Origin of the sequence: Myceligenerans pegani, assembly GCF_014892515.1 — a bacterium.
GTDB lineage: Bacteria > Actinomycetota > Actinomycetes > Actinomycetales > Cellulomonadaceae > Myceligenerans > Myceligenerans pegani.
The window spans coordinates 1-22,135 of record NZ_JADBGR010000089.1 but is presented as its reverse complement, the minus strand read 5'-3'; the positions used below and the strand labels follow the sequence as shown (position 1 = coordinate 22,135).

9 protein-coding genes are annotated in these 22,135 nt (G+C 71.9%); 2 read left to right on the top strand and 7 right to left on the bottom strand.

Features of this window, described 5'->3' with window-relative positions; all coding sequences use genetic code 11:
• Window positions 1-55 precede the first annotated feature (55 nt).
• Window positions 56-2,854, top strand: a complete 2,799-nt coding sequence (locus IIE03_RS14280; RefSeq protein WP_192863431.1) for an AfsR/SARP family transcriptional regulator — start codon at window positions 56-58, stop codon at window positions 2,852-2,854.
• Window positions 2,855-2,973: 119 nt separating this feature from the next.
• Here IIE03_RS14280 and IIE03_RS14275 read toward each other — a convergent pair whose 3' ends face one another.
• Together IIE03_RS14275 and IIE03_RS14270 are read right to left on the bottom strand one after the other, a co-directional pair.
• Window positions 2,974-8,667: an RHS repeat domain-containing protein gene (locus tag IIE03_RS14275; RefSeq protein ID WP_192863430.1), complete on the bottom strand. Its 5,694-nt coding sequence runs from the start codon at window positions 8,665-8,667 to the stop codon at window positions 2,974-2,976.
• Window positions 8,664-14,951: a LamG domain-containing protein gene (locus IIE03_RS14270; RefSeq protein ID WP_192863429.1), complete on the bottom strand. Its 6,288-nt coding sequence runs from the start codon at window positions 14,949-14,951 to the stop codon at window positions 8,664-8,666. Before IIE03_RS14270 ends, IIE03_RS14275 begins: the two co-directional genes overlap by 4 nt.
• 198 nt (window positions 14,952-15,149) lie before the next feature.
• Here IIE03_RS14270 and IIE03_RS14265 point away from each other — a divergent pair, with 198 nt between their 5' ends.
• Window positions 15,150-17,408 carry a proprotein convertase P-domain-containing protein gene (locus tag IIE03_RS14265; protein WP_192863428.1) on the top strand — a complete coding sequence of 753 codons (2,259 nt, stop codon included), beginning with the start codon at window positions 15,150-15,152 and terminating at the stop codon, window positions 17,406-17,408.
• A gap of 188 nt (window positions 17,409-17,596) precedes the next feature.
• On the opposite strand, the gene IIE03_RS14255 is transcribed toward IIE03_RS14265, so the two are convergent.
• The 5 genes from IIE03_RS14255 to IIE03_RS14235 form a co-directional block, all read right to left on the bottom strand.
• Window positions 17,597-18,886 (bottom strand): hypothetical protein, encoded by a 1,290-nt coding sequence (locus IIE03_RS14255; RefSeq protein ID WP_192863427.1) that lies wholly within the window; start codon window positions 18,884-18,886, stop codon window positions 17,597-17,599.
• A 51-nt stretch (window positions 18,887-18,937) separates the two neighbouring features.
• Complete coding sequence (locus tag IIE03_RS14250; protein WP_192863426.1) at window positions 18,938-19,531, bottom strand: TetR/AcrR family transcriptional regulator; 594 nt, start codon at window positions 19,529-19,531, stop codon at window positions 18,938-18,940.
• Window positions 19,532-19,767: 236 nt separating this feature from the next.
• Complete coding sequence (trxA, locus tag IIE03_RS14245) at window positions 19,768-20,124, bottom strand: thioredoxin (protein WP_192863425.1); 357 nt, start codon at window positions 20,122-20,124, stop codon at window positions 19,768-19,770.
• A 64-nt stretch (window positions 20,125-20,188) separates the two neighbouring features.
• The gene (gene trxB, locus IIE03_RS14240) at window positions 20,189-21,145 is read right to left on the bottom strand and encodes a thioredoxin-disulfide reductase (RefSeq protein ID WP_192863424.1); all 957 of its coding nucleotides are present in this window, start codon (window positions 21,143-21,145) and stop codon (window positions 20,189-20,191) included.
• A 44-nt stretch (window positions 21,146-21,189) separates the two neighbouring features.
• A complete protein-coding gene (locus IIE03_RS14235) occupies window positions 21,190-21,993 on the bottom strand; it encodes a DUF1684 domain-containing protein (RefSeq protein WP_192863259.1) in 804 nt (267 codons plus the stop codon).
• Window positions 21,994-22,135 lie beyond the last annotated feature (142 nt).

Genomic DNA, 22,135 nt, shown 5'->3' with positions numbered 1-22,135 from the left:
GAGACGACACAGGTGAGACAACACAGGTGAGACAACAGGGCGAGACGAGGTGCGGATGGACGGACCCGTGGTGACGGTCGCCGTGCTGGGGCCGTTCACCGTCACGGTGGACGGCACGGCGGTGCTCCTGCCCGGCCGCCTCCGGTCCCTGCTGGCGGCGCTCGCCGTCGGTGCGGGCCGCCCGGTGACCACCGGACGCCTGGTCGACGTCGTGTGGGGCGAAGGGCTGCCCGCGTCCCCGCAGCGATCGCTCCAGGTCCTGGTGCGCAGGCTCCGGGTCGCCCTGGGCGACGGAACCGTCGAGACGGCCCCGGGCGGTTACCGGCTCGCCCTGGCGACCGAGCGTGTCGACGTCGCCCGGTTCGGCGCGCTCCTCGACGTCCGGACCGGGGACGGCCCGGACGCCGAGCGGCGGCGGCTCGTCGACGCCCTGGCCCTGTGGCGCGGTGCCCCGTTCGACGGCGTCGACTCCGCGGTGCTGCGCACGGTCGACGGACCACGGCTGGGCGAGCAGCATCTGGCGGCGCTCGCCCGCAGGATCGAGATCGACCTGGCCCGGCCGGGCGCCGACGGCAGGCCCGGCGCCGACCTGGTCGCGGAGCTTCGGGAGCTGACGGCGGAGCACCCGCTGCAGGAGCGCTTCTGGGGCCAGCTCATGACCGCGCTGGTCCGGGCCGGACGGCGCGACGAGGCGCTCGACGCGTACCTGCGGCTCGACCAGACGCTCTCGGACGAGCTGGGCATCGGCCCCGGCGAAGCGATCCGCCGCCTGCACCGGGAGATCTCTCCCGCGGCCGAGCCCGCGAGCTGGATCCCGCGCCAGCTACCGCTGGGCACCATGGCGTTCAGCGGGCGCGAGGAGGCCTTGGCGACGCTCGACGCCATGCTGGGCGGCCGTGGGCCCGCGCCGCGGGTCGCGGTGCTGGACGGCCCCGGCGGCGTCGGCAAGACGACGACGGCGCTGCACTGGGCCCACCGGGTGGCCGGCCAGTTCCCCGACGGCCAGCTCTACGCGAACCTGCGGGGTTTCGACGCGGCGTCGGCCCCGGTGCCGGCCGGTACGGTGGCGCGGGTGTTCCTGGAAGCGCTGGGCGTCGCCAAGGGGCGCATCCCGGCATCCGAGGACGCCCAGCTCGCGCGGTACCGCGGCATCGTCGCCGGGCGACGGATGCTCGTCGTCCTGGACAACGCGCGCGACGCGAACCAGGTGCGGCCGCTGCTGCCCGGATCGGGCTCGACCGTCTGCGTGGTCACCAGCCGCACGTCCCTGACCGGCCTCGCCGACGCGGAAGGAACGCGGCGGATCTCCCTGGGTGCCCTGACGGCGTCCGAGGGCCTCGACCTGCTCGCCGCGCGCGTCGGCGGCGAGCGGAGCGCGGCCGAGCGGGACGCGGCGCTCCGGATCGTGGAGCGGTGCGCGGGCCTGCCGCTGGCGATCGTCATCGCCGCGGCCCGGGTGCTGGCCCGGCCGACGTTCCCGATGTCCGCGGTCGCCGCCGAGCTGGGCGACGGCGGAGCGAGGCTGGACACGCTGGGCGAGGACGATGCGGCGGCCGACGTCCGCAGCGTGTTCGCGACGTCGTACCGGGCGTTGTCGCCGCGGGCCGCACGCATGTTCCGGCTCCTCGGGATCCACCCGGGACCGGACATCTCGGCGGAGGCCACGGTGCCGCTCCTCGGGGACTCCGAGGACGCGGCGCGGCGGGCGATGGCCGAGCTGGTGCGGGTGAACCTGGTGGCCGAGCACGTGCCCGGGCGGTACGCGATGCACGACCTCGTGGCGGAGTACGCGCGGGAGCGGGCACAGGAGGACGAGCCGGAGCCGGGGCGGGGCACGGCGATCCGGCGGACCGTGGAGTGGCACATCGGCGTGGCACTGGCCCTGTACGGGAAGGCGTGGCCGGAGAGGCAGGTCCCGGACTTCGTCGCCGTACCGGGTGACGTCGAGGCCCCCGGTGTCGAGCCGCCCGCATGGTTCCACCACGAGTGGCATGTCCTGATCCCCATGATCGAGACGGCGCGTGCACACGGTCTGTATTCCGAGAGCCTGTCCCTGATCTTCGTCGCGGACGCGCACTTCCGTAACTTCGGTGAGCCGTCGCGTGACTGGCGTCGCGTCCTGGCAGCGGTCCGTGACTCTGCGGTCCGCGCGGGCGATCGGCGGGCGGAGGCGTGGATCACCGACAAGCTCGCGTCCCTCTCGGTCACCGAACGGGGTGAGGACCCCGAGACCGAGGCGCTGCTCCGGCGGACGGCGGAGCTGTACTCCGGGCTGGACGACCCGCTCGGCCTCGCGTTCGTGCACAACGAGTACGCGATCGCGCTGGTGGACTGGGGACGCGCCGACGAGGCCGTGGGCCACGCCGAGCTGTCCCTCCTCAACCGGCGGCGGACGGGCCGGTCGGCGCTGATCGCCAACGGCCTGAACATCCTCGCGTGGTCGCTGGCGAACAGCGGGGACTTCGAGGCGGCTCGTTCCCACGGTGAGCAGGCCCTGGACGTCGCGCGTGGCACCGCCGACCCCGCGATGGAGCCCGCCCCGGCGGTCGAACCGTCCATCTGGGACACGCTCGGCTTCGTCCACGCCGGCCTCGGCGACATGAACCGGGCGATCGAGTGCTATCACGAAGCGATCGACCGGAAACGAGCGGACAGCAGTCGCCTGACGCTCGCCGGGTCGCTGCGTCGGCTGGCGCAGGCCCTCGCGCGCGTCGGCCGATGGGTCGACGCCCGCGAGGCCCTCGACGAAAGCCTGCGCCTCCACGTGGAGCTGGGGCTGGCGGACGCGGGCGAGATCCGCGAGGAGCTCGCCCACGCCGCCAAGATGGCCGACGGCGGCGCACCCGTTCTCTAAAAGCCCCGCGGACCCGGACATCGTTCACGACGCGTCATGGCACGTCCCGATACTCGATGGAGGTGCCAAAGACGAGCCGACGCATTCGGACAAACAGTCCACGTACCTTGGGTCCGGCCTCAATTCAACCTTGGTGCCCCGGGTTCACCCTGGGAGGGCGCAGCCTGATACGCCATCCTTCCGGTGGGCACCCACTTGTACACGGAGCTGACGACCCGACCATCCCCATCGAAGTACACGTATTCCACGTACTTCATCTCACGAACAAGGTATACCTCCGCCCAGACGTCCCTGGTTCCAGGATTCTTGTAGCTCGTGTTCGAGCTTGACTCTCCGCCGAGCGGAATATCGATGATGACATCGGCCACCGGACCAGTTTCCCAACTACATTCCTCACCAGCGCGAGCGAGGCACGGCTTGAAGTCTGGCTGGAAAAGGCGGTCCCAGTCCCAGTTCCAGAAATCCTCCTCGGACGTCTCCCACTTATTACGTCGATCACCCGTGTCGATCTCCCTGAGAAAACACAGTCGGTCACCGTCGTGGGGGCAGATTCGAGTTTGGTCGCTATCCCTGTGACTGAGTGTCCGAGGCGGCAGCGGGCGGTCGCCGCTACCGAACCCCGGCCCCCCTCGCGGCGCCGTCCACTTCTTCGGCTTGAGGGCGGCCTTGACAGCCTTCACGAGATTCTGGATCGCCTTGAAGAGCCAGCCGAAGAACATCCCATCAGGATCAGACGCAGACGTCGGGTTGTTGTTCGAGTACGCATACCCGTTCATCTGCTGAGCATCTTGGCTATCCATGAGCGGATCCACCGAGATAAACCGCCCCAGCCCCGGGTCGTACTCCCTGGCCCCGAGATGCGTCAGCCCGGTGGAGGCATCGATCGTCCCGCCCACGAACCCCTTCTCGCTCGGCCACCCCGCCGGCTGCTCGCCCCGCGCCACCCCGAACGGGTCCATCCGCCGCACCGACGTCTGCATGCTCACCGCGTTGATCGCCACCTGTGCCGTCCCGTGATGGTCGCTCGCGGTCCACGTGAGCGCACCATCGCTGCGCACGGCGACCTGCCGGCCCGCATGGGAGTAGTACCGCGTCGCCGTGAGCTCGCCCGTCGCCTTGTCCGCCCGTAGCTCCTGACCCGGCAGGTACAGCGTCGAGGCGTCGGAAGCGTGCCGGATCAGGCGATCGCCGTCGGCGCCGTAGACGAACGAGGTGACCTCGCCGCCCTCGGTGACCGACTTGACCCGGCCGAGCTGGTCCCACGCGAGCCGCTGGCCACCACGCTGGATGGTGTTCCCGGCTTCGTCGTAGTCGTACGCCTCCGCCGCGATCTGCGTTCCGTCCGCCGAGACGGTCTCGGCCGACTCGACCACGTTGGCCTGCTGGGCCCCCGCGTCCGGGTACTCGTACCGCTCGGTGACGTCGCCCTTCAGGCCGTGGTCCACCTTGGTCAGGCGGTTGCCGGACTTGTCGTAGGTGAACGACTGCCAGTACGACGCCGGGCCGGAGAGAGCCCCCACGGAGCGCTCGTCCGCGCACGAACCGCCGGGAGTCCACGCCTCCGTGAGCCGGCGCAGATGGTCGTACTCGAAGCACTGCCGGTCGGTCGCCTGCTCACCCGGGGTGTCGGTGATCGAGAGCACGTTGCCCGCGTCGTCGTACTCGTAGGCCAGGTCCGCCTGCTCGGGGCGAGGCACCTCGCCGTCCACCACCGTGCGGTCCACGCGGCGCGTGTACTGGTCGTAGTAGGTGGTGATCCAGGCGCGGTGCCTGGTCTCGTCGTACTCGGTGGCGCAGTCGTTCTCCTGGTCGTACAGGTCCGGCACGCCGCCGAGCTGAACGCGCTGCATCTCGCCCAGCCGCGTGTACGTGGAGCAGGAGGCGTAGTAGGTGGTCTCCCCGTCGCCGTCGGCGCCGCCGTAGGTCAGCGCGGGGCGGCCGGCGTCGTCGTAGGTGTGGAAGATCTGCTCCTGCTGCAGGTCCCCGATGGCGGGCAGGATCTCGCTCTCGAGGCTGCCGTCCGGGTTGTAGGTGTACTCCGTGGCGTACGTGCGCGGGCCGCCGTTGCCGCTGCCGAGGATGCCCTCCGACCGCGGGATGGTCAGCAGGGTCTGCTTGGTCTGGTAGGTCGTGGTGTAGGAGTTGACCCTCGAGGTGATCGTGTTGCCGGCGGCGTCGAGCCGGAGCGCCGACGTCGGCTTGCCCTTGGCGACCGTCACCGTGCCGTCCGGCCGCACGATGCGCGAGGCGTCGTAGGTCCACCGGGCCAGCACCGCGTCGGCGTTGCTGCCGTCGCGCACATGGGTCTTGCGGCCCAGCGCGTCGTAGTCGTACGTGAGCACCTGGCCGCGGGAGTCCGTAGTCCGCACGAGCTGGCCGGCCGCGTCGAACACCGACTCGGTGACGCCCGCGGACGGGTCGTCGCTGCGCACCTTCTGCCCGCTCAGGTCGTAGTCGTAGTCCCACTCGTTCCCGGCCGGGTCGGTCACCGTCTTCAGCTTCCCCACCGGCGTGTACTCGTACCGGGTGATGTCGGCGTCACCGGCGGGGGTGCTGCCCTCGAACTGGTACAGCTCCGTGACCCGGCCACGTGCGTCCGTGACCGTCATGGTGGGCGTACCGCCCTCGGGCGGCGTCACGTAGGTGCGGTCGCCGCCGTACCGGGTCAGGGTCTCCCACTCGGTCTCGGTGTTGGCCTGGAACTCCGCCTCGACCGGCCGGCCGGCCGCGTCGTACTTGGTGACGTTCTGCCCCAGCGACTCCGAGTCCGCCGCGCGCCACAGGCGCGAGTCCACCGGGTCCTCGTTGAAGAACGGGTTGGTCACGATGTACTCGCGGCCCTGGCTGTCGTACCGGTGGTCGGTCAGCAGCCGCCCGCCGCCCGCCGCGGCGGCCTGCTCCTGCCGCACCCGGTAGTTGCCGTCGTAGATGGTGCGCGCCTCGATGTACTTGGGCCGCGCGTCGCTGGCGTTGGGCCCGAGGCGGCGCGCGGTCACCACGCTCGGCGCGTCCCGGCTGATCGCGTAGTCGAAGGTGGCCGACGGCGCGTCCGGGTACCTGCTCCGCGGGCGGTCGGTGCCCCACACCTTGACCAGGCGCCCGAGCGGGTCGTACACGTTCTCGGTGACCAGGCCGTTCGGGTCGGTCACCTTGACCGGCTGCCCGTCGCTGACCTCCAGGTCGGTCGTGGTGGCGAACCCCTTCGGGTCGGTCACCACCGTCGCCGTCGTCGGCCCGCCGGTCGCGGGCGTGTAGGCGGTGGTGGTGGCCCGGTCCAGGGCGTCCGCCGTCCGGGTCACCCGCCCGTGCACGTCGTAGACGGACGTCGACCGGGCCTCGTAGACCGGGGTGCCGCCCTGGTACCGGACCGCCATCTCGACCAGAGTGGGATTCCCCTTCGACGGTGCGACACCATCGCCCTGCCCGTCGTACCGGGTCTTCAGGTCCGAGACGGCGTGCTCGGGGTACGACGGCGTCGTGCCGCAGGCCACCGCCACCGTCTGGACGCGGACGGGGAACGACACGAGCCAGGCGCTCTCGTTGGCGCCGTACGTCGTGGTGGTGCACAGGTCGTCGCTCGGGGTGGACACGTCTCCCCGGTCGTCGACCGTGGCGGGCTGCCCGTACGCGTCGTACGTCGTGACCTTGCGGGTCTCGACCCGCCCGCCGGAGTCCGTCGGGGTGAACGTGCGCTCCGTGCCCGTGCCGACGAAGTAGGCCTTGAGGTCGCCGCGCGCCGCGGTGGGCCCGCGCCAGACCGGGTCGGTGAGCGTCTTGGTGACGATCGGCGAGGTGTCCGCGATCCCGTTGCGGGTGACCGACTCGCGCTCGAACCCCTGCAGCCAGTCGTGGTCGGTGTGAAGGTCGCCCTCGGAGTCGTCGAACACGACCGAGCGCTTGCCGCCCTGCGGGTTCAGCCGGTCCTGGTCCATGCCCCGGTAGTACCGCGTGTCGGTGCGGGTCTGCGGCCCCGCCTCGTCCTCCGGGTCGCCCAAGATCGTGGTGACGTGGGAGAAGCCGCGGAACTCGTTCCAGTTCTTCTTGTCCGGCGGCGTGAACTCGCTGGTGTCGTAGTGCCACGCCGCGCCGTCGTACCGGTACTGGACCTGCTGCTCGATGCTCGAGCTGATCAGGTCGCTGATCACCAGTCCGGAGACCACGTACTTGTTGAACCAGGCGGTCTGCTCCGCGTGCGTCTCGTCGGCCCAGGTCGCGGGGTAGCACCGGCGGTCGTTGGTGTGCGGGGTGGGCAGGCGGCCGGCATCATCGAGGCAGTTCGCCGGGGCGTAGCTCACGCTGATCACCCCGCCGGCCTCGGACACGATGCTCGTGATGCGGTACCGGTTGAGCGGCGTCTGGTTGTCGGTCACGACCCGGTTGGCCATCTGGGCGCCCTCGAACGTGACCTTCGGCAGCGTGGTACCGGAGCCGCCGCCGATCAGGCCCGTGTGCTCGATCGACTTGAGCCAGAGCGCGGCGCCCGACGTCCCGTCGCCAGGGCTCGGATAGGACTGCTCGAGCTGCCACCGGTCGACCGGGACCAACTCGCCACCCTTGCGGACCTTGGTGGTCACGGTGTCCAGGCGCTGCCCGGTCCAGAACGTCGGCGACCACTTCTCCGCGCAGGTCGCGGCCTCGCAGAGCTGGTCGAGCGGCGTGTCCGGCCAGTTCTGGTGCTTGCCCGGGCTCGTGACGCAGTCCGTCGCCGGAATCCCCGGGACACACCGGTTGGCCGTGCCGAACTCCACGGTCGCGGCCGGCGTGCTCGACGCCGTCTCGTGCAGCCCGTACCGGATCCGGTTCAGCCACCCGCCGCGGTCGTAGGCGATCGCCTTGTCGCCGTCGTTGAAATCGCCGTACCGGTTGGTCTCCTTGGTGTAGTCGTACAGCATCGTGTTGCCGTTGCGGTCCACCACCTTGTCCAGGTTCCAGCGCCAGGCCTGCTCGCAGTGGGACGCCTTGAACGACGCCGCGCTGTAGCAGGGCTCACCGCTGTCGTCGCCGTACACCCGCACCTTCCACACGGAGTTCGACGCCGGCCGCGACCCGAAGAAGTACTGGGTGCCATCGGTGGTGGTGATCTTCCACCCCTCGCCGTCCTGCTGGCCGCCGTCCGCGGAGCCGAGCTGCTGCACGCGGGTGTAGTCGTCGTTCTTGAGCGTCCACCGGTCACCGCCGGCCCGGATCATCAGGCCGCCACCGCCGTCGAACACGGACGTCGCGTTGTCGCTGCGCCAGCAGAGGTCGCCCACGTTGTCGAACCCGTTCTCGGGCCCGCGGCTGCCCTCCTTGTCCTGCATGCACGCGCCGTACGTGCGCTCCACGAAGCTCTCCCCGAGGCCCCAGCCGTCGCCCACCCAGGACGGCTGGTTGTTGGTCGCGCTCGTGCGGCCGTCCACGGCCGACGACGCGTAGCTCAGCGCCAGGTTCGGGCCGAGGCCGCCGGGGACCGGCGGCACCCGCAGCGGGTAGGACCACGTGAAGTCACCCGTCTGCTCGGACACGTCCCAGGTGGCCGACGGCGACAGGGGCGTCGCCGTCGGCCTCCCGCCGCCGTCGGACACCTCACTGCCCGGGTTCTGCGGCCCGCTGAGCGCGTCGCTCGTCGTGTCGTCGGTCGCCGGGGCGTCCATCGCACCGTCCGGCACGACCGGCACCGACGGCATGCCGGCGATGCCGCCGGGGGTGTCGGCCGCCGCCTCCTGCGGCGCCTGTGCCACCACCAGGAGGGAGGCGACCAGTGCGGTCACCGGGATCGTCGCCGTCCACCGGCGGCGTACGGTCCGCCGGTCAGAGCTCGTGCGCCAGGTCATGACTCGTCTCCTTCGGTCTGTGCAGCGGCCCCGGTCTGTGCAGCGGGCCCGGCCTGTGCCGCCAGGTCCGCGATCTCCTGCGCCGACAGGGCGCCCATCCAGGTGTCGACCTGGTCGATGTCTCCGCTGAAGTACTCGGCGTTCGCCGCGCGGACCTGCCCGCGGCCGATCGCCATGCGCCTCTGCGCCGCGGACAGGGTCACGCCGTCCTGCACGCCCACGAGCGCGCCGTCCTGGTACAGCCGGAGCTGCTTGGCCGGGTGGTCGTAGACCCCCACCAGATGCGTCCACTTGCCGACGGCGGCCGGCGGCCCCGAGTAGGCGCGGGCGAACGTCGCGTTGTCGGCGTCCGTGGTCCAGCCGCCGAAGGACCAGCGCCCGATGTTGCCGTCGTACTGCAGCGAGAAGTCGCTCATCCTGGTCCCGTCCTGCGAGACGACCGTCTGCACGCCCTCGTTGTCGGCCACCCGCACCCGCGCGGCGACCGTGATGCTGCCGTGCGTCGGGGCGCCGGCGTAGGTGGTCTGCGCGTAGCCGGGGGTCGCGCGGTTCATGGAGAGCGCCCGGCCGAACCGGCCGTCCACGAACCCGACGGCACCGTGGGCGGTGGTCGGGTTGTTGCGCCAGGACGTGTCGGCGACCGTGTCGGCGTCGAACGTCCAGATCCCGTGCGAGGGATCCCAGACGTCGTTGTAGACGGCGGCCACCTCGCCGTCGGACAGGCTCGTGTCGAAGGTGCGCACGTCGTCGATGTGGCCGTTGAAGGGCAGGCTCAGGTCGTGGTGCGCGCCGATCCGCAGCACATCGGGGGCCGCGACCGCGTCGATCCCGGGCACGAGTGCGGACATGCGCCCGTTCACGTACAGCCGCATCTGTTCGAGGTTCGGCACGTACACGAGCGCGAGATGCGTCCAGTGGCCGACCCGCACGGTCTCGTCGGAGTAGACGCCCTGCGTGACCGTCTGGCCGGACCCGTCCACCCACGCGGCGACGCCGCCCCACCGGTTGCCCGTCCTCGTGATCACGAAGCTGCCCCCGTTGCCCACGACGACCTCCCAGTCGGTGCTGGTACTCGCCGTCCGTGGGTAGACCCAGGCCGATACCGCGAACGCGCCGTCGGTGTCGATGGCCGGCCCGTCCGTGACCGCGTAGTTGTCCACCCCGTCGAAGGTCCGCGACCGGCCCTGCCTGCCGCCGACGACGTCCGTGGCGGCCCCGTTGTGCATGGTCGCGTCCAGCCCTCCGACGGCGTCCACCGCCACGGCGGTGCCGTCTGCCTCGTCGAGCTTCCACTGGTGGATGGGCTCAGGGGGTGCCGGGGGAATCGGGTCCAGCAACCCGCCCGAGGCGTAGTACCCGTACAGCTCCTTGACGCGGGCGTCGTTGAGCGCTCCGGTGTAGGCCCGCACGTCGTCGATCACGCCGGGGAAGTACTCCGCCGGGGCGCCCGAGTCGTCGCGGCCGCGGCCGATCTGGAGGTCCCCCGTCGTGTGCCAGGCCTCGATGCCCTCGCCGTCGCCGATCCGCACCGCGTCGACGAAGAGCCAGATCCGGCCCGTCGGGGCGTGGAAGACCCCCGTCAGGTGCACCGGCCGGTCGAAGTCGCACGGCGCGTCGGGGTCGGGGTTGTACGGGTCGCACCGGAACAGCGCGACCGAGGCCGCCGTGCGCCCGTCCTGGTTGGACATCTCGAACACCCAGTCGCCTGTCTCGTTCACGGAGTCCACGCCGCCCTGGTAGCCCAGCCGGAACCGGCTGTCGGCGCCCGGCCCGCCGTCCAGGCTCAGCGCGGTGTGAACGCAGTCGCCCGGATCGGGCAGGGGGTCGTCGTCCTGCCAGTCGGCTCGGACACAGCCCTCGGTGCGGTCGATCTGCACGACGGCGGAGACCGTGAACGACCCGTCCGTCCGCACGTCGAGGTCCTGGGCCGTGAGGTAGTCGTCCGTGCCGTCCAGCTGCAGCGCGTTCCCGACCACGCCGTCCGTCCAGCCGACCTGCGCCGCCGCGGGCGCCGCCGCCGCGCTGCCGCCGACGGCGTCGGCCGCGCTGGCGCCCTGACCCTCGTCGAGGCGCCAGTTGTGCCGCAGGGTCAGGTCCCGGCCGGCCAGGTCGCGCACCTCGTCCGGGAAGAGCACCCTGCCGTACGCGGTGACGTCGTCGATGGAGCCGAGCACGCGGTTCTGCCGGTTGCCGGCGTTCAGGGACGCGCCGATCTGCAGCCCGCCCGTCGGGTGGTCCCACACGGTCGGGGCGGCGGCGGTGCCCGCCGCCTCGCCGTTGACGTAGAGCGTGATGGTCTTGGCGGCGGCGTCGTAGACGCCGGCCAGGTGCGTCCACACGTCGTCCTGCGCGAGCGGCCCTTCCACCAGGTAAGGCGTGCCGGCGCCGTCGGTGGGCGGCCGCTGGAAGCCCCACCGCCCGTTCGACAGCTTGACGAGCTGGAACGCGCTCATGTTCCGCCCGTCCTGGGACACGATCGTCGACGTGCCGTTCAGGTCGCTGATGCGGGCCCAGGCCGTCACGGCGAAGCTCTTGGTCGTGTCGACGGCGTGCGGCGCCGAGATCCAGTCGTTCCCGTTCCCCGTCAGCGCCCGGTCGTTCTCCTCGGACGGCAGGTCGGTCTGCCCGGGCTCCCACCGGCACTCGGCCTCGGACGTCGTGCCGTCGCAGTGCACGGTCCCGTCCAGCGCGGGGCCGGTCGCGCTGGTCGCGTCCCCGTCCAGCGGCCAGCGCCCGACGGCGACGTCGTCGCGCACCACTATCGCCTGGACCTCGTCGGCGCTCAGGGCCCTGGTGTACGCCCGGACCTCGTCCACTGCCCCGTTCCAGCGCCCCGCCGGCGTGCCGTTCAGCCCGCGGCCGATCACGAACGAGCGGCTCGCCGCGAACTGAGTGGGCGCCCGGTCGTCCGGGGTGCCCGCCGGGAGCCCGTTCACGTACAGCCGGACCACCCGGTTCGCGCCGTCGTGGACGGCGAACAGGTGTGTCCACGCGGTGGGGTCCGCGGCATCGGCGCGGACCACGGCGTCGGCCGCCGCGTCCTGCGTGTCCTGGCCGTACGTGGCGTACTCCCACTGCCCCGCGGCCGCGCCGGTCTTCATGTACGACACGGTGAACCCGCTGTGGTTCGTGCCGTCCTGCGACAGCGCGACCACCCGGTCGCCGACCGCCAGGTCCGCGACCGCCGCCGGGTCCAGCCGGACGTGGCCGCCCACCGAGTAGCTGCGGTTGGTGGTGACGACCGGCCCGTCGGACGAGACCATCTCGCCGTCGGCCCCGCCCACGTGCACCGCCTGGCCGACGGCGCCCTCCGCGACGCTCGGGTCCTGCTCGCCGTCCGCGTCGCAGTCGCCGCAGAGGTACGCGTCGGGGTGCAGCACGCCCGCCTGGCCGCCGGGCACGCTGTTCAGCGCCGTGCTGCTCCCGGGCTTGTCCTCGAACTTCCACTGCGCCACCTGCACGTTCGAGCCGGCCACCGCCGCCTTGACCTCGGCGGCGGTCAGCGTGCGCTCGTACAGCTTGACCTCGTCGACCATGCCTTCCCAGTGGTCCACGGCCGCGGCGCCGTTCCACATCGTCCGGCCGACCTGGACGTCCCCGCGCGCGTTCCAGTCCGGGCACGCCGCGCCGCGGGTCACCTCGCCGGCCTTCTCGCCGTCGACGTAGAGCGTCAGCTTCCGCGTCAGCGCGTCGTACGTGCCGGCGAGGTGGGTCGGCGCGCCGGTCTCGGACGGCTCGCCCGAGGCCGCGATGGACGTGCCCTTGTACTCCACGTCCGAGCACGCCATGCCGAACGCCCAGCGGCCGGGCTCCTGCTCCCCGTCACCGTCCTCGTCGGGCCGCTGCCACAGCACGAATCCGGGGAAGTTGGTGCCGTCCTGGCTCACCGCCGCGCGTGCGCCGGTCGCGTCGTCCAGCCGCACCCAGGCGGAGACCGAGAAGCTCGCGTCCGTCCGGACGGCGTTCGGCGCGCTGGCGTGCCCCGTGCTCCCGTCCAGCAGCAGGCCCTGGTTGATCGCACCGTCCTCGTACGACGCGCCGTCGTGCACCACTATGTCGCGGTCGCCCAGGTAGGCGCGGTCCTTGCCCGTCCCGTCCAGCGACCAGTCGGCGTACGCACCGTTGCCCGGGCGCACGCGTAGATGCCGGCTCACCACCGGGCTCTTGTTCCCCGCTCGGTCGACCGCCTGCACGAAGAAGGACCGCGGGCCGTCGCCGGGCGGTGTCGTCCAGACGGTGGCGTTGCCGCCGAGCGCGCCGGCGTTGATCTTGTTCGCGGGCTGGTCGGTCCAGCCCCACAGGTAGTGGTCGACGTCGTCGTCGCCGGTGATGTCGGTGCACCGTCCCGCCATCTGGAGCGCCGGGGTGCACGCCTTGAAGTCGAACCGGCCCGCGACGCCCTCCCCGCCGTGCCACCGGTTGTCCTCGGCGTACAGGTAGGTGTCCACCACGGGTGCGGTCGGCGCCTTGCGGTCGATCACGAACCTCGACCCCGCCACGACCGGGCCGTTGTTGTTCCAGTCGCGTGCGCCCACCTGCCACGTCACGGTGTTGACGGCGTTCTCCGCGGTCGTGATGGGCCGCGAGTGCACGGTCCCTGACGCGGAGAAGTTCGGGCTGACGTAGTCGGTGGTCTGCCCGTTGCTGGTGTACCGCCAGACGCCCTTGAGCCCGTCACCGTCCGGATCGGTCAGCGTCGCCTTGATGCTCACGCTGGAGTCGCTGATGTACGGCACGCCGGCGCACCACGTGCAGGGCGTCTTCAGCGGCGGGTCGGTCACGAGCGCCGTCGGCGCGTTCGGCACCGTGTTGTACCGGGTGATCAGCTTGGCGTTGTTGTTGTACTTGCGCCACCACGGCGAGTGCTCGACGTCGGCGTCGTTCGCCGGCGAGACCAGGAACGACGTGTGCCCGCCGCGGTTCACGCGCGACGTGACGTCGGCCGCCGCCGTCTTGGCCCCGCCGCACCCGTAGTTGGCGTTGACCTTGGGCACCAGCATGTTGACGTACGAGGGCTCCCAGCCGGGCTTGGTGTTCCACGTCGTACCCGGCCCCGGGTGCGACGTCGCCTTGTGCACGTGGTGGTACCGGGCGGTCGCGTTGCAGTCGGGGCTGTGCTCGACGACGGCGTTGAGGTCCGCGTTGACGACCACCTTGCCCGCGAGGAAGCTCGTGTCGAACCGCCAGTAGGTCCACGCGACGCCGATGTTGCGGAGGCCGCAGGCGCCCCAGCCGGACCAGCACCGGCCGACCTGCGCGAGCGGCGGCTCGCCGCTCGTGTTCCACCCATCGAAGGTGGGGAGACCAGACAGCACCGTCGCCCAGCCGTACTTGTCCGCGGTGTGATCGCTCAGGATCGTGATCGGGAACTCGGTGCCGCCGTCGACGGCGTCGTCCGCGAGCGCCAGGTCCGTCGAGTCCGCCTCCGTGCCGGCCTCCACCGCGACGGGCCGCCCGTCGGCGTCGACTCCGGCCGGAGGCAGGACGGAGATCCCTCCGCCCCCCTTGGCGGCCTGGATCATGAACCCGCCGTCGCGCCGCTCGACGTCGTCACCGTCGCCCCCGGAGACGCCGAGGCGGAACGGGTCGGCGGCCAGGCCCTCGGCGGCGGCGCGGTCGCGCACCACGAGCTTCGTCGAGAAGCCGGAGGAGCGGGCGACCACCTGCAGGTCCACGCCGGGCCGGACGTCCTTGTAGGTGGCCGTGGCGCCGTCGAGCGACGGGGCCGGCAGGCTCTCCGGCGGCTCGAGGCTCAGCGCCGCTCCGCCCTGCTCCATCCGCGCGAGCTCGGCGTCCGCGCCGCCCGCCGAGAAGGCGAGGTCGACCGGTGTCGCGGCGGGGCGCAGCAGGCCGTCCTCCCCGGCGCTCAGGTCGGTGTCGATCTTCCGCCAGGTGCCGTCCTCGTCCCGGGCGCGGACAGGGGACGAGTTGAACTCCGCGACCATCTGCCCGTCGGGCTCCGCGTAGACCGTCCGCGTCTCGGTCCGCAGCTCGGGGGCCTCGACCCGGCGCCCCGCGGCCCGCGCGGCGGCCACCGCCTCCTCCTGGGCGCGCTCCTCCCGGGTCGGCTTCGTCAGGTCCGGCGTCGCCTGCGCGGCGGACGTCGTCTCGGCAGGCTTCGCGTCCGGGGCGGCGACGAAGCCCTCCGCCCGGGCCGGGGCGGTGAGCGCGCCGACGCCCAGCGGCACCACGACCGCCATCGAGACCACAGCTGCGACCGCACGGCGCAACGTCGACCGCCCGGCAGCCCGCGTGCCCGGCCCGGAGCCCGTACCTGGATGCATCGCCTCACCCTTCGTCGTCGCCGGGCGCCTCAGCCAGACGTCACGAGAGCGAGTATCCGCGGCCTGGCGAGCCGATCGCACCTAGATTCGACGAGGGCCGAATCATCCGCCCACGTGCGGCAACACCCGTCCTGAACCGAGGTCCGGCGGTATACGGTGATCGGCGGTCAACGCTCGACCAGGTCTCGGGAGGCGGTCATGAGTCAGTCGGTCGAACAGCACGTGAGTCCCTGGCGTCGCGCGGCGCGGCTCGTCGCCGTCGTCGCCGGCCTGGCTGCCGTTGCGCTGCCGGCGCCGGCAGGCCCGCACACCGTGCCCGCCCAGGCGGCACCGGCCGGCGCGCTCCTCGGCGTGCGGAGCCCGGGTGCGATCCCCGGCGAGTTCGTCGTGGTGCTCGACGACGCCGCTCCGTCCCGCCTCGACGCCCGGGCCGGCGGGCTCGCCCGGGAATTCTCCGGCACCGTGCTCAGGACGTTCGAGCACGCCGTCCCGGGTTTCAGCGTCGCCATGTCCACGGCCGACGCCCGTCGGCTCAGCCGGGACCCCTCGGTCGCCTACGTCGAGGCCAACCAGCGGGTGAGCGTCCAGGACGTCCAGTCACCGACGCCGAGCTGGGGCCTGGACCGCGCCGACCAGCGCGCCCTGCCCCTGGACACCTCCTTCACCTATCCGAACACCGGCGCCGGGGTGACCGCGTACGTCATCGACACCGGGATCCGGGTCAGCCACCAGGACTTCGAGGACCGCGCCGTCTCAGGGACCGACGTCGTGGACGGCGACGCGGACGCCGCCGACTGCAACGGCCACGGCACCCACGTGGCCGGCACCCTCGGCGGGGAGGACCACGGCGTCGCCAAGGACGTCTCCCTGGTCGGGGTCCGGGTGCTGGACTGCGCGGGCGACGGCACCACCGAGGACGTGATCGCCGGCATCGACTGGGTCACGGCCCACCACCGGCCCGGTGAGCCCGCGGTGGCCAACGTGTCGCTGGGCGGCGGCTTCTCCCAGGCCGTGAACGACGCCGTGTCGGCCTCGATCGCCGACGGGATCACGTACGCGGTGGCGGCCGGCAACGACACGGGGGTCGACGCCTGTACGCGCTCGCCCGCGTCCGCCCCCGCCGCGCTCACCGTGGGAGCGACGACCAGCACCGACGCCAGGGCTCCGTACTCGAACATCGGTGCGTGCCTCGACCTGTTCGCGCCCGGCACGTCCATCACCTCGGCCTGGCACGACGCCGACACCGCGACCGGCACCATCAACGGCACGTCCATGGCCACACCCCACGTCACCGGTGCGGCCGCCCTCTACCTCGCCGCGAACCCCTCCCTCACCCCGGCCGAGGTATCGAGCGCCCTGCTCGACGCGGCGACCCCCGGCGTCGTCACCCAGGCCGGCGCGGGCTCCCCGAACCGGCTGCTGTTCACGGGAGACGTGCCGCCGCCCACCCAGGACTTCGCCGTCTCGGTGGAGAACCCTGAGGGGATCGTCCAGGCGGGGTCGTCGGTCGCGGTCGCCGTCTCGACCCGCACCACCCTCGGCGACCCGCAGCAGGTCACCCTCTCCGCGCACGGGCTCCCGGGCGGCGTGACGGCGTCGTTCGACCCGGCCACCATCACCTCGGGCCAGGCGTCCACCCTGACCCTGACCACCACGGCGTCCGCACCACCGGGGACCTACGCCCTCCAGGTCCGCGCGCGGGGGGCGACCTGGCACACCACGACGTACCGGCTGACCGTGGCGGGCCCTCCGGGCTGCAGCCAGACCAACGGCAGCGACGTGCCGATCAGGGACAACGCGACCGTCACGTCCGTCGTCTCCGTCACCGGCTGCGACGCCACCCCCAGCGCGACCGCCCGGGTCGCCGTCGCGATCCGCCACACGTACGTCGGCGATCTCTACGTCGACCTGATCGCCCCGAGCGGCACGACCTACCGGCTCCACAGCGGGACCGGCGGCGGCGCCGACAACATCGACACCACCTACACGGTCGACCTCTCGCGTGAGACCGCGAGCGGTCCGTGGCGGCTGCGTGTCCGCGACACCCAGACCGGGGACAGCGGGCACATCGACTCCTGGACCCTCGACCTCGACCCGCCGAACGGTCCGCCGGCGATCTGCGACGGCGAGAACACGACCGACGTCCCGATCCCCGACAACGCCACGGTCAACAGCCCGATCACCCTGTCGAACTGCCCCCGCGGCGCCTCGGCGTCATCGCAGGTCCACGTCGACATCACGCACCCCTACCGCGGCGACCTCGTCGTCCGCCTGATCGCCCCCGACGGCACCGTGTACCCGCTGCTCGACAAGACCGGCGGCGGCGCCGACGACGTCCACCAGACGTTCACCGTGAACCTGGCCGCGGAGCCCGTGGACGGCACCTGGAACCTCCGCGTCCAGGACACGGCCGCGGGCGACACGGGCACCCTCACGGGATGGTCCCTGGCACCCTGAGCTCACGCCCGGGGAAACACTCGCGCCGCTCAACCGCGGCGGCGCGAGATCGTCCGGCCCCGCCAGACGAGCGGGTCGTAGCGGTCCTCCGCGACGCGCTCCTTCATCGGGATGAGCGCGTTGCCGGTGATGTGGATGCCCTCGGGGCGGGTACGGCCCGCGGGTCACGACTCCGGCGAAGGCTTTGTTCAGCGTGATCCCGGCAGGGTGATCACGAACCGCGCCCGCCGGCCCGGCTGCACCCCGAGTACGCCCGCGCCGGGCTCGCGGCGTACAGCGACGTCCTCCGGGTACACCTGCCCCAGGAGAGCCAGCGCCATGAGACCGTCGCTGCCGGCCGGCACCACGTAGCCGCCCTCATCGGCCCAGACGAGACCGGGGGCCAGGAGAACGGCGAGCGGATCCAGAACCGTTGCGGACGCCTCCGGCGCGGCCTCGGAGCCGATGTCGCCGGCCTCCACGGAGGTGACCGGATCGGCGTAGCGGTGGCCGCGCAGCGCCTGCCCGAGATCGACCTCCGCCACCACGTCACCCGCTCTGACGGCGATCACGGCCTCCAGAGTGTCGTCTGCGCCGGGCACGGTCCGGATCGTCGCGGTCGTATCGCCGAGGGCTGTTGCGCCCGTAGCCGCACGAATCGTCCGAGCGTCCGTGCGAGGCGCGCCGAAGTAGTCCGCTCGAGCCGTGACGTACGTCGACACGTCCTCCGTGGCGCCGTCGTCCGCCCACCTCAGCAGGTTCGTGGGGGTGAGCACGGTCCCGGCGCGGACCACGGCGGGAAGTACGCTGCCGCCGGCGTAGCTGAACCCGTAGCCCTCGGTCTCCGGGACGTCGCCCGGCACGAGGACGTGGCGGGCGTAGTCGACGATCGCGGTGTGCCGGATCTGGCGCACGAGCAGTTCGGACAGGAACTTCTCCCGAGCACCCTCGATCCGGCGCAGGCCCCGCCCGTCCACGGGCAGGGGGACCTCGCGCCAGTTCGCGAACGGCAGGAGGGCGTCCCGCAGGAGCACCATCTGGTGGATCCACTCGTTGTACATCATCATCGGGAACGGGCTGCGCACCTCGGGACCGCGCAGGTCCCGCGCCGCCTGCGGGATCAGGTTGTGGCCGTAGCAGTGGCTACGCACCGCGAGGGGCTCGAACAGCGGCTCGGGCCGGTCGATCGACCGGCGCAGCGCTTCGTCGGCCCAGGTGATCAGCTGGTCGTTGATCGCGGCAATCTGCCCCACGAGTTCCCTGACCTGGCGGGTCGAGGCGGTCGGCAGCGGCAGTGAGCTGTACAGCGTCCCCAGGCTGAGTGTGGCACGCAACTGGTCGATCAGGACTCCGGGCTCGTCGCCGGCGTAGGAGGCGAGAACCCCCTGGTTGAGCACGCCGATGGCGTCGACGTACTCCTTGACGGTCAGCCTCGTTCCCGGGGCGAAGTCGTTCCAGACCTGGCCGCCCAGGACGGGCTCGGGGATCGTTGCGGTCATGACGGACCTCTCTCTCGCTAGATGGGTGTGTTCGCGCGCCGATTGCGGCGGTCACGCGCGATGGGCGTCGACCACGCCGAGCGCGAGGTCGACCGTCCGGATCAGGTCGTCACGGTCGGGCGCCACCTTGACGGTGACCATCAGTCCGTTCATCACCGTGACGAGATAGCCGGCGAGCGCGTCAGCATCGGTGTCCCCGCGCAGCTCACCGCGCTCGACGGCGGCCACGAGCGCCCCGGCGATCGCCTCGCGGTTGGCCCGCTGCATCCCCCGCGCGAAGTCGGCGGCAGCGGAGTCACGTGGCAGGCGTTCGCCGATGGTGTTGACCAGCAGGCAGCCGCGCTGCCGCGGATCGTCCAGCGCCTCGGTGACGCGTCCGATCATGTAGGCCCGCAACGAGTCCCGGACGGTGCCGCCCGAGGCAAGGGCCTCGGCGAGGAACCCCAGGCCGCGCTCCTGGTACTGCTCGAGCGCGGCCCGGTAGAGCCCCTCCTTGCTGCCGTAGGCCTGGTAGATCGACCCCATCCCCAGGCCGAGGTGATCGCTGATCGTCGCGGCAGGCGTGTCGCCGAAGCCCTGCTGCCAGAACAGGTCCATCGCCCGCCTGGCGGTCTCGGCCTCGTCGAAGGTGCGCGGTCGGCTCATGAGATCGACCGTACCAGTTATGGAATGATCATTCCACCATTGCCTCGGCCGCGGCCGATCGGGCCCTCGGACTGCGGATCAGCGGACCTGTGCCGAAGAGGGTGCGGAGGAATGAGCCCGACGAAGCGCTCGGTCCCTCCGTGCTCGGCGCCGCGTGTCATGGGTTGGGGTGCATGTGCCAGGTCGACGGGTGTGGCCGGCGCGTCGGCTCTGCGACACGCCGGCCCCGGCTCGGGTCAGGCCGTGCCGCCCTGCCCGTGGTCCGCGCCGGCGGCGAGGATCGTCTCGATCTCCTCGGTCAGTGCTCGCTTGGGGCGTGCGCCGACCAGGGACTTCACGGGCTCGCCGTGCTGGAAGACGACGAGTGTGGGGATCGACACGATGTCGTACCGCGTGGTCGTTGCCGGGTTCGCGTCGGAGTCGAGCTTGGCGATCGTGATACGGCCGGCGTACTCCTCGGAAAGTTCTTCGAGAATCGGCGCGACCATGCGGCACGGTCCGCACCAGGTGGCCCAGAAGTCGACGAGGACGGGGACCTCGGACTGCAGAACCTCGGTGGTGAAGGTGTCGTCGGTGACCTGGATGGTGCTCATGGGATTCTCCTTCTCCGTGTTCCAGGTGTTCTACGTATCGGTGTGTCGGTGTGTCGGTGGTGGTTCAGGCGGCGGGAGTGCCTGCCGTCGTCAGGTATCGCTCGGCGTCGAGGGCGGCCGCCGCGCCCGTGCCGGCCGCGGTGATCGCCTGCCGGTAGCGGTGGTCGACGAGGTCGCCGGCGGCGAACACGCCGGGTACGACGGTCGCGGTCGTGGGGTGGTCGACCCGGACGTAACCGTTCTCGTCGATGTCGACCTGTCCCGAGACGAGATCGGAGCGGGGCTGGTGACCGATGGCGACGAACAGGCCGCTCACGTCGAGCCGCCGGGTGGTGCCGGTCCGTGTGTCGCGGACGGTCAGTCCGCCGACGGTGTTCTCACCGTGGATCTCGGCGACCTCGGTGTTCCACAGGATCTCCAGCTTCGGGTCCGCGAACGCTCGCTCCTGCATGATCTTCGAGGCCCGCAGTTCGCCCCGGCGGTGCAGGAGGTGGACGCGGCTGGCGAACCGGGTCAGGAACGTCGCCTCCTCGACCGCCGAGTCCCCGCCGCCGACGACGGCGATCGCCTTGTCCCGGAAGAAGAACCCGTCGCAGGTGGCGCACCAGGAGACGCCGCGTCCGGAGAACTCTTCCTCCCGGGTCAGGCCGAGCTTCTTGTAGCTGGAGCCGGTGGCGAGCACGACGGCGCGCGCGGCGTGCGTCTCGGTGTCCGTTCGCACCGTCTTCACGGGTCCGCGCAGATCGACCTCCACGGCGTCGTCGGGCACGAGCTCGGCGCCGAACCTGGCGGCCTGGGCGCGCATCTCCTCCATGAGCGCCGGTCCCATGATCCCGTTGCGGAATCCCGGGTAGTTCTCGACCTCGGTGGTGTTGACGAGCGATCCGCCGGCAGTCACGGAGCCCTCCAGGACGAGCGGCCGCAGGCCGGCCCGGGCTGCGTAGACGGCGGCCGTGTAACCGGCGGGGCCGGAGCCGATGACGATCAGGTCGCGAACGGTTCGCGAGGGGGTGTCTGACATGTCGTTCTCCTCGGGTACTGGGAGGCGGGTGCTGGGAGGCGGGTTCACTTGCGCGGGGTCTTTTCGCCGGCTTCGATGCGGAAGGGGTAGCGGTTGCCGGCCGGTGGCGTGGGGCAGATCGGGAAGTAGTCTGCGAACGCGCAGGGCAGGTTCAGCGCCCGGTTGAAGTCGAGCGTGACGGTGCCGTCCGCGGCGGGCGCGGGGACGTCGAGGGACCGGCCGGCCGGGTAGGTGGTGTCGCCGCTGGTACCGTCGGTGAAGACGGTGGTGTACCGGCCGGCGGCGACGATGACCTGCATCCGGTAGGCGGCGCCGTCGTGCTCGAAGTGCACGACGCCGGGCGAGAGGTACTCGTGCTCGCGCCAGCCCACCGTGTCCAGCGCGAGGGACCGCTCACCGTCGTGCGCCTCGAACCTTCCCGTGACGATCCAGGCGGGATCCGGATCGTGGACCGGCACGCCGTCGAACACCGCCCGGGCGGGTGCCGCCGGGTCGTAGACGTTGATGTGGTAGCCGTCGCGGTAGGTGATCCCGATCTCCAGGTCGCCGACGGCGATCCGGCGGTCATCGGGGCCCTCGGCCAGGTCCAGGGCGGCCACCTGGGCGAGCTCGGCGCCCTCGAAGGTCATGGTGGCGCCGTCGAGATCGATCATCAGGGTCTCGCCGCTCTGCCACCAGCGGCCGGGCACGCCGTCGTAGCTGCGGGGCGTGTCGTCGAGCCAGTGCACGGCCACGGCGGCCAGCCAGCCGTGGGGCTGGGCGAGCCACTGCTGCCAGCCCGCTCGCCAGGCCCTCCACTCGGCCTCGTAGACGTTCCGGCCGGTAGCGTCGGTCACGGGGTGTGTCATGGCGTACTCCTCGGGGTATCGGGCGTCCGGAACGGACGCATGTCAGGTCGCGCGGGACGCAGGGCCGCCCAGCATGCGGAACCGTGCCCGGCGGGACGGCACGGGACGGCCGTCCCGCCGGGTGTGGCAGCTCAGTCCGGGG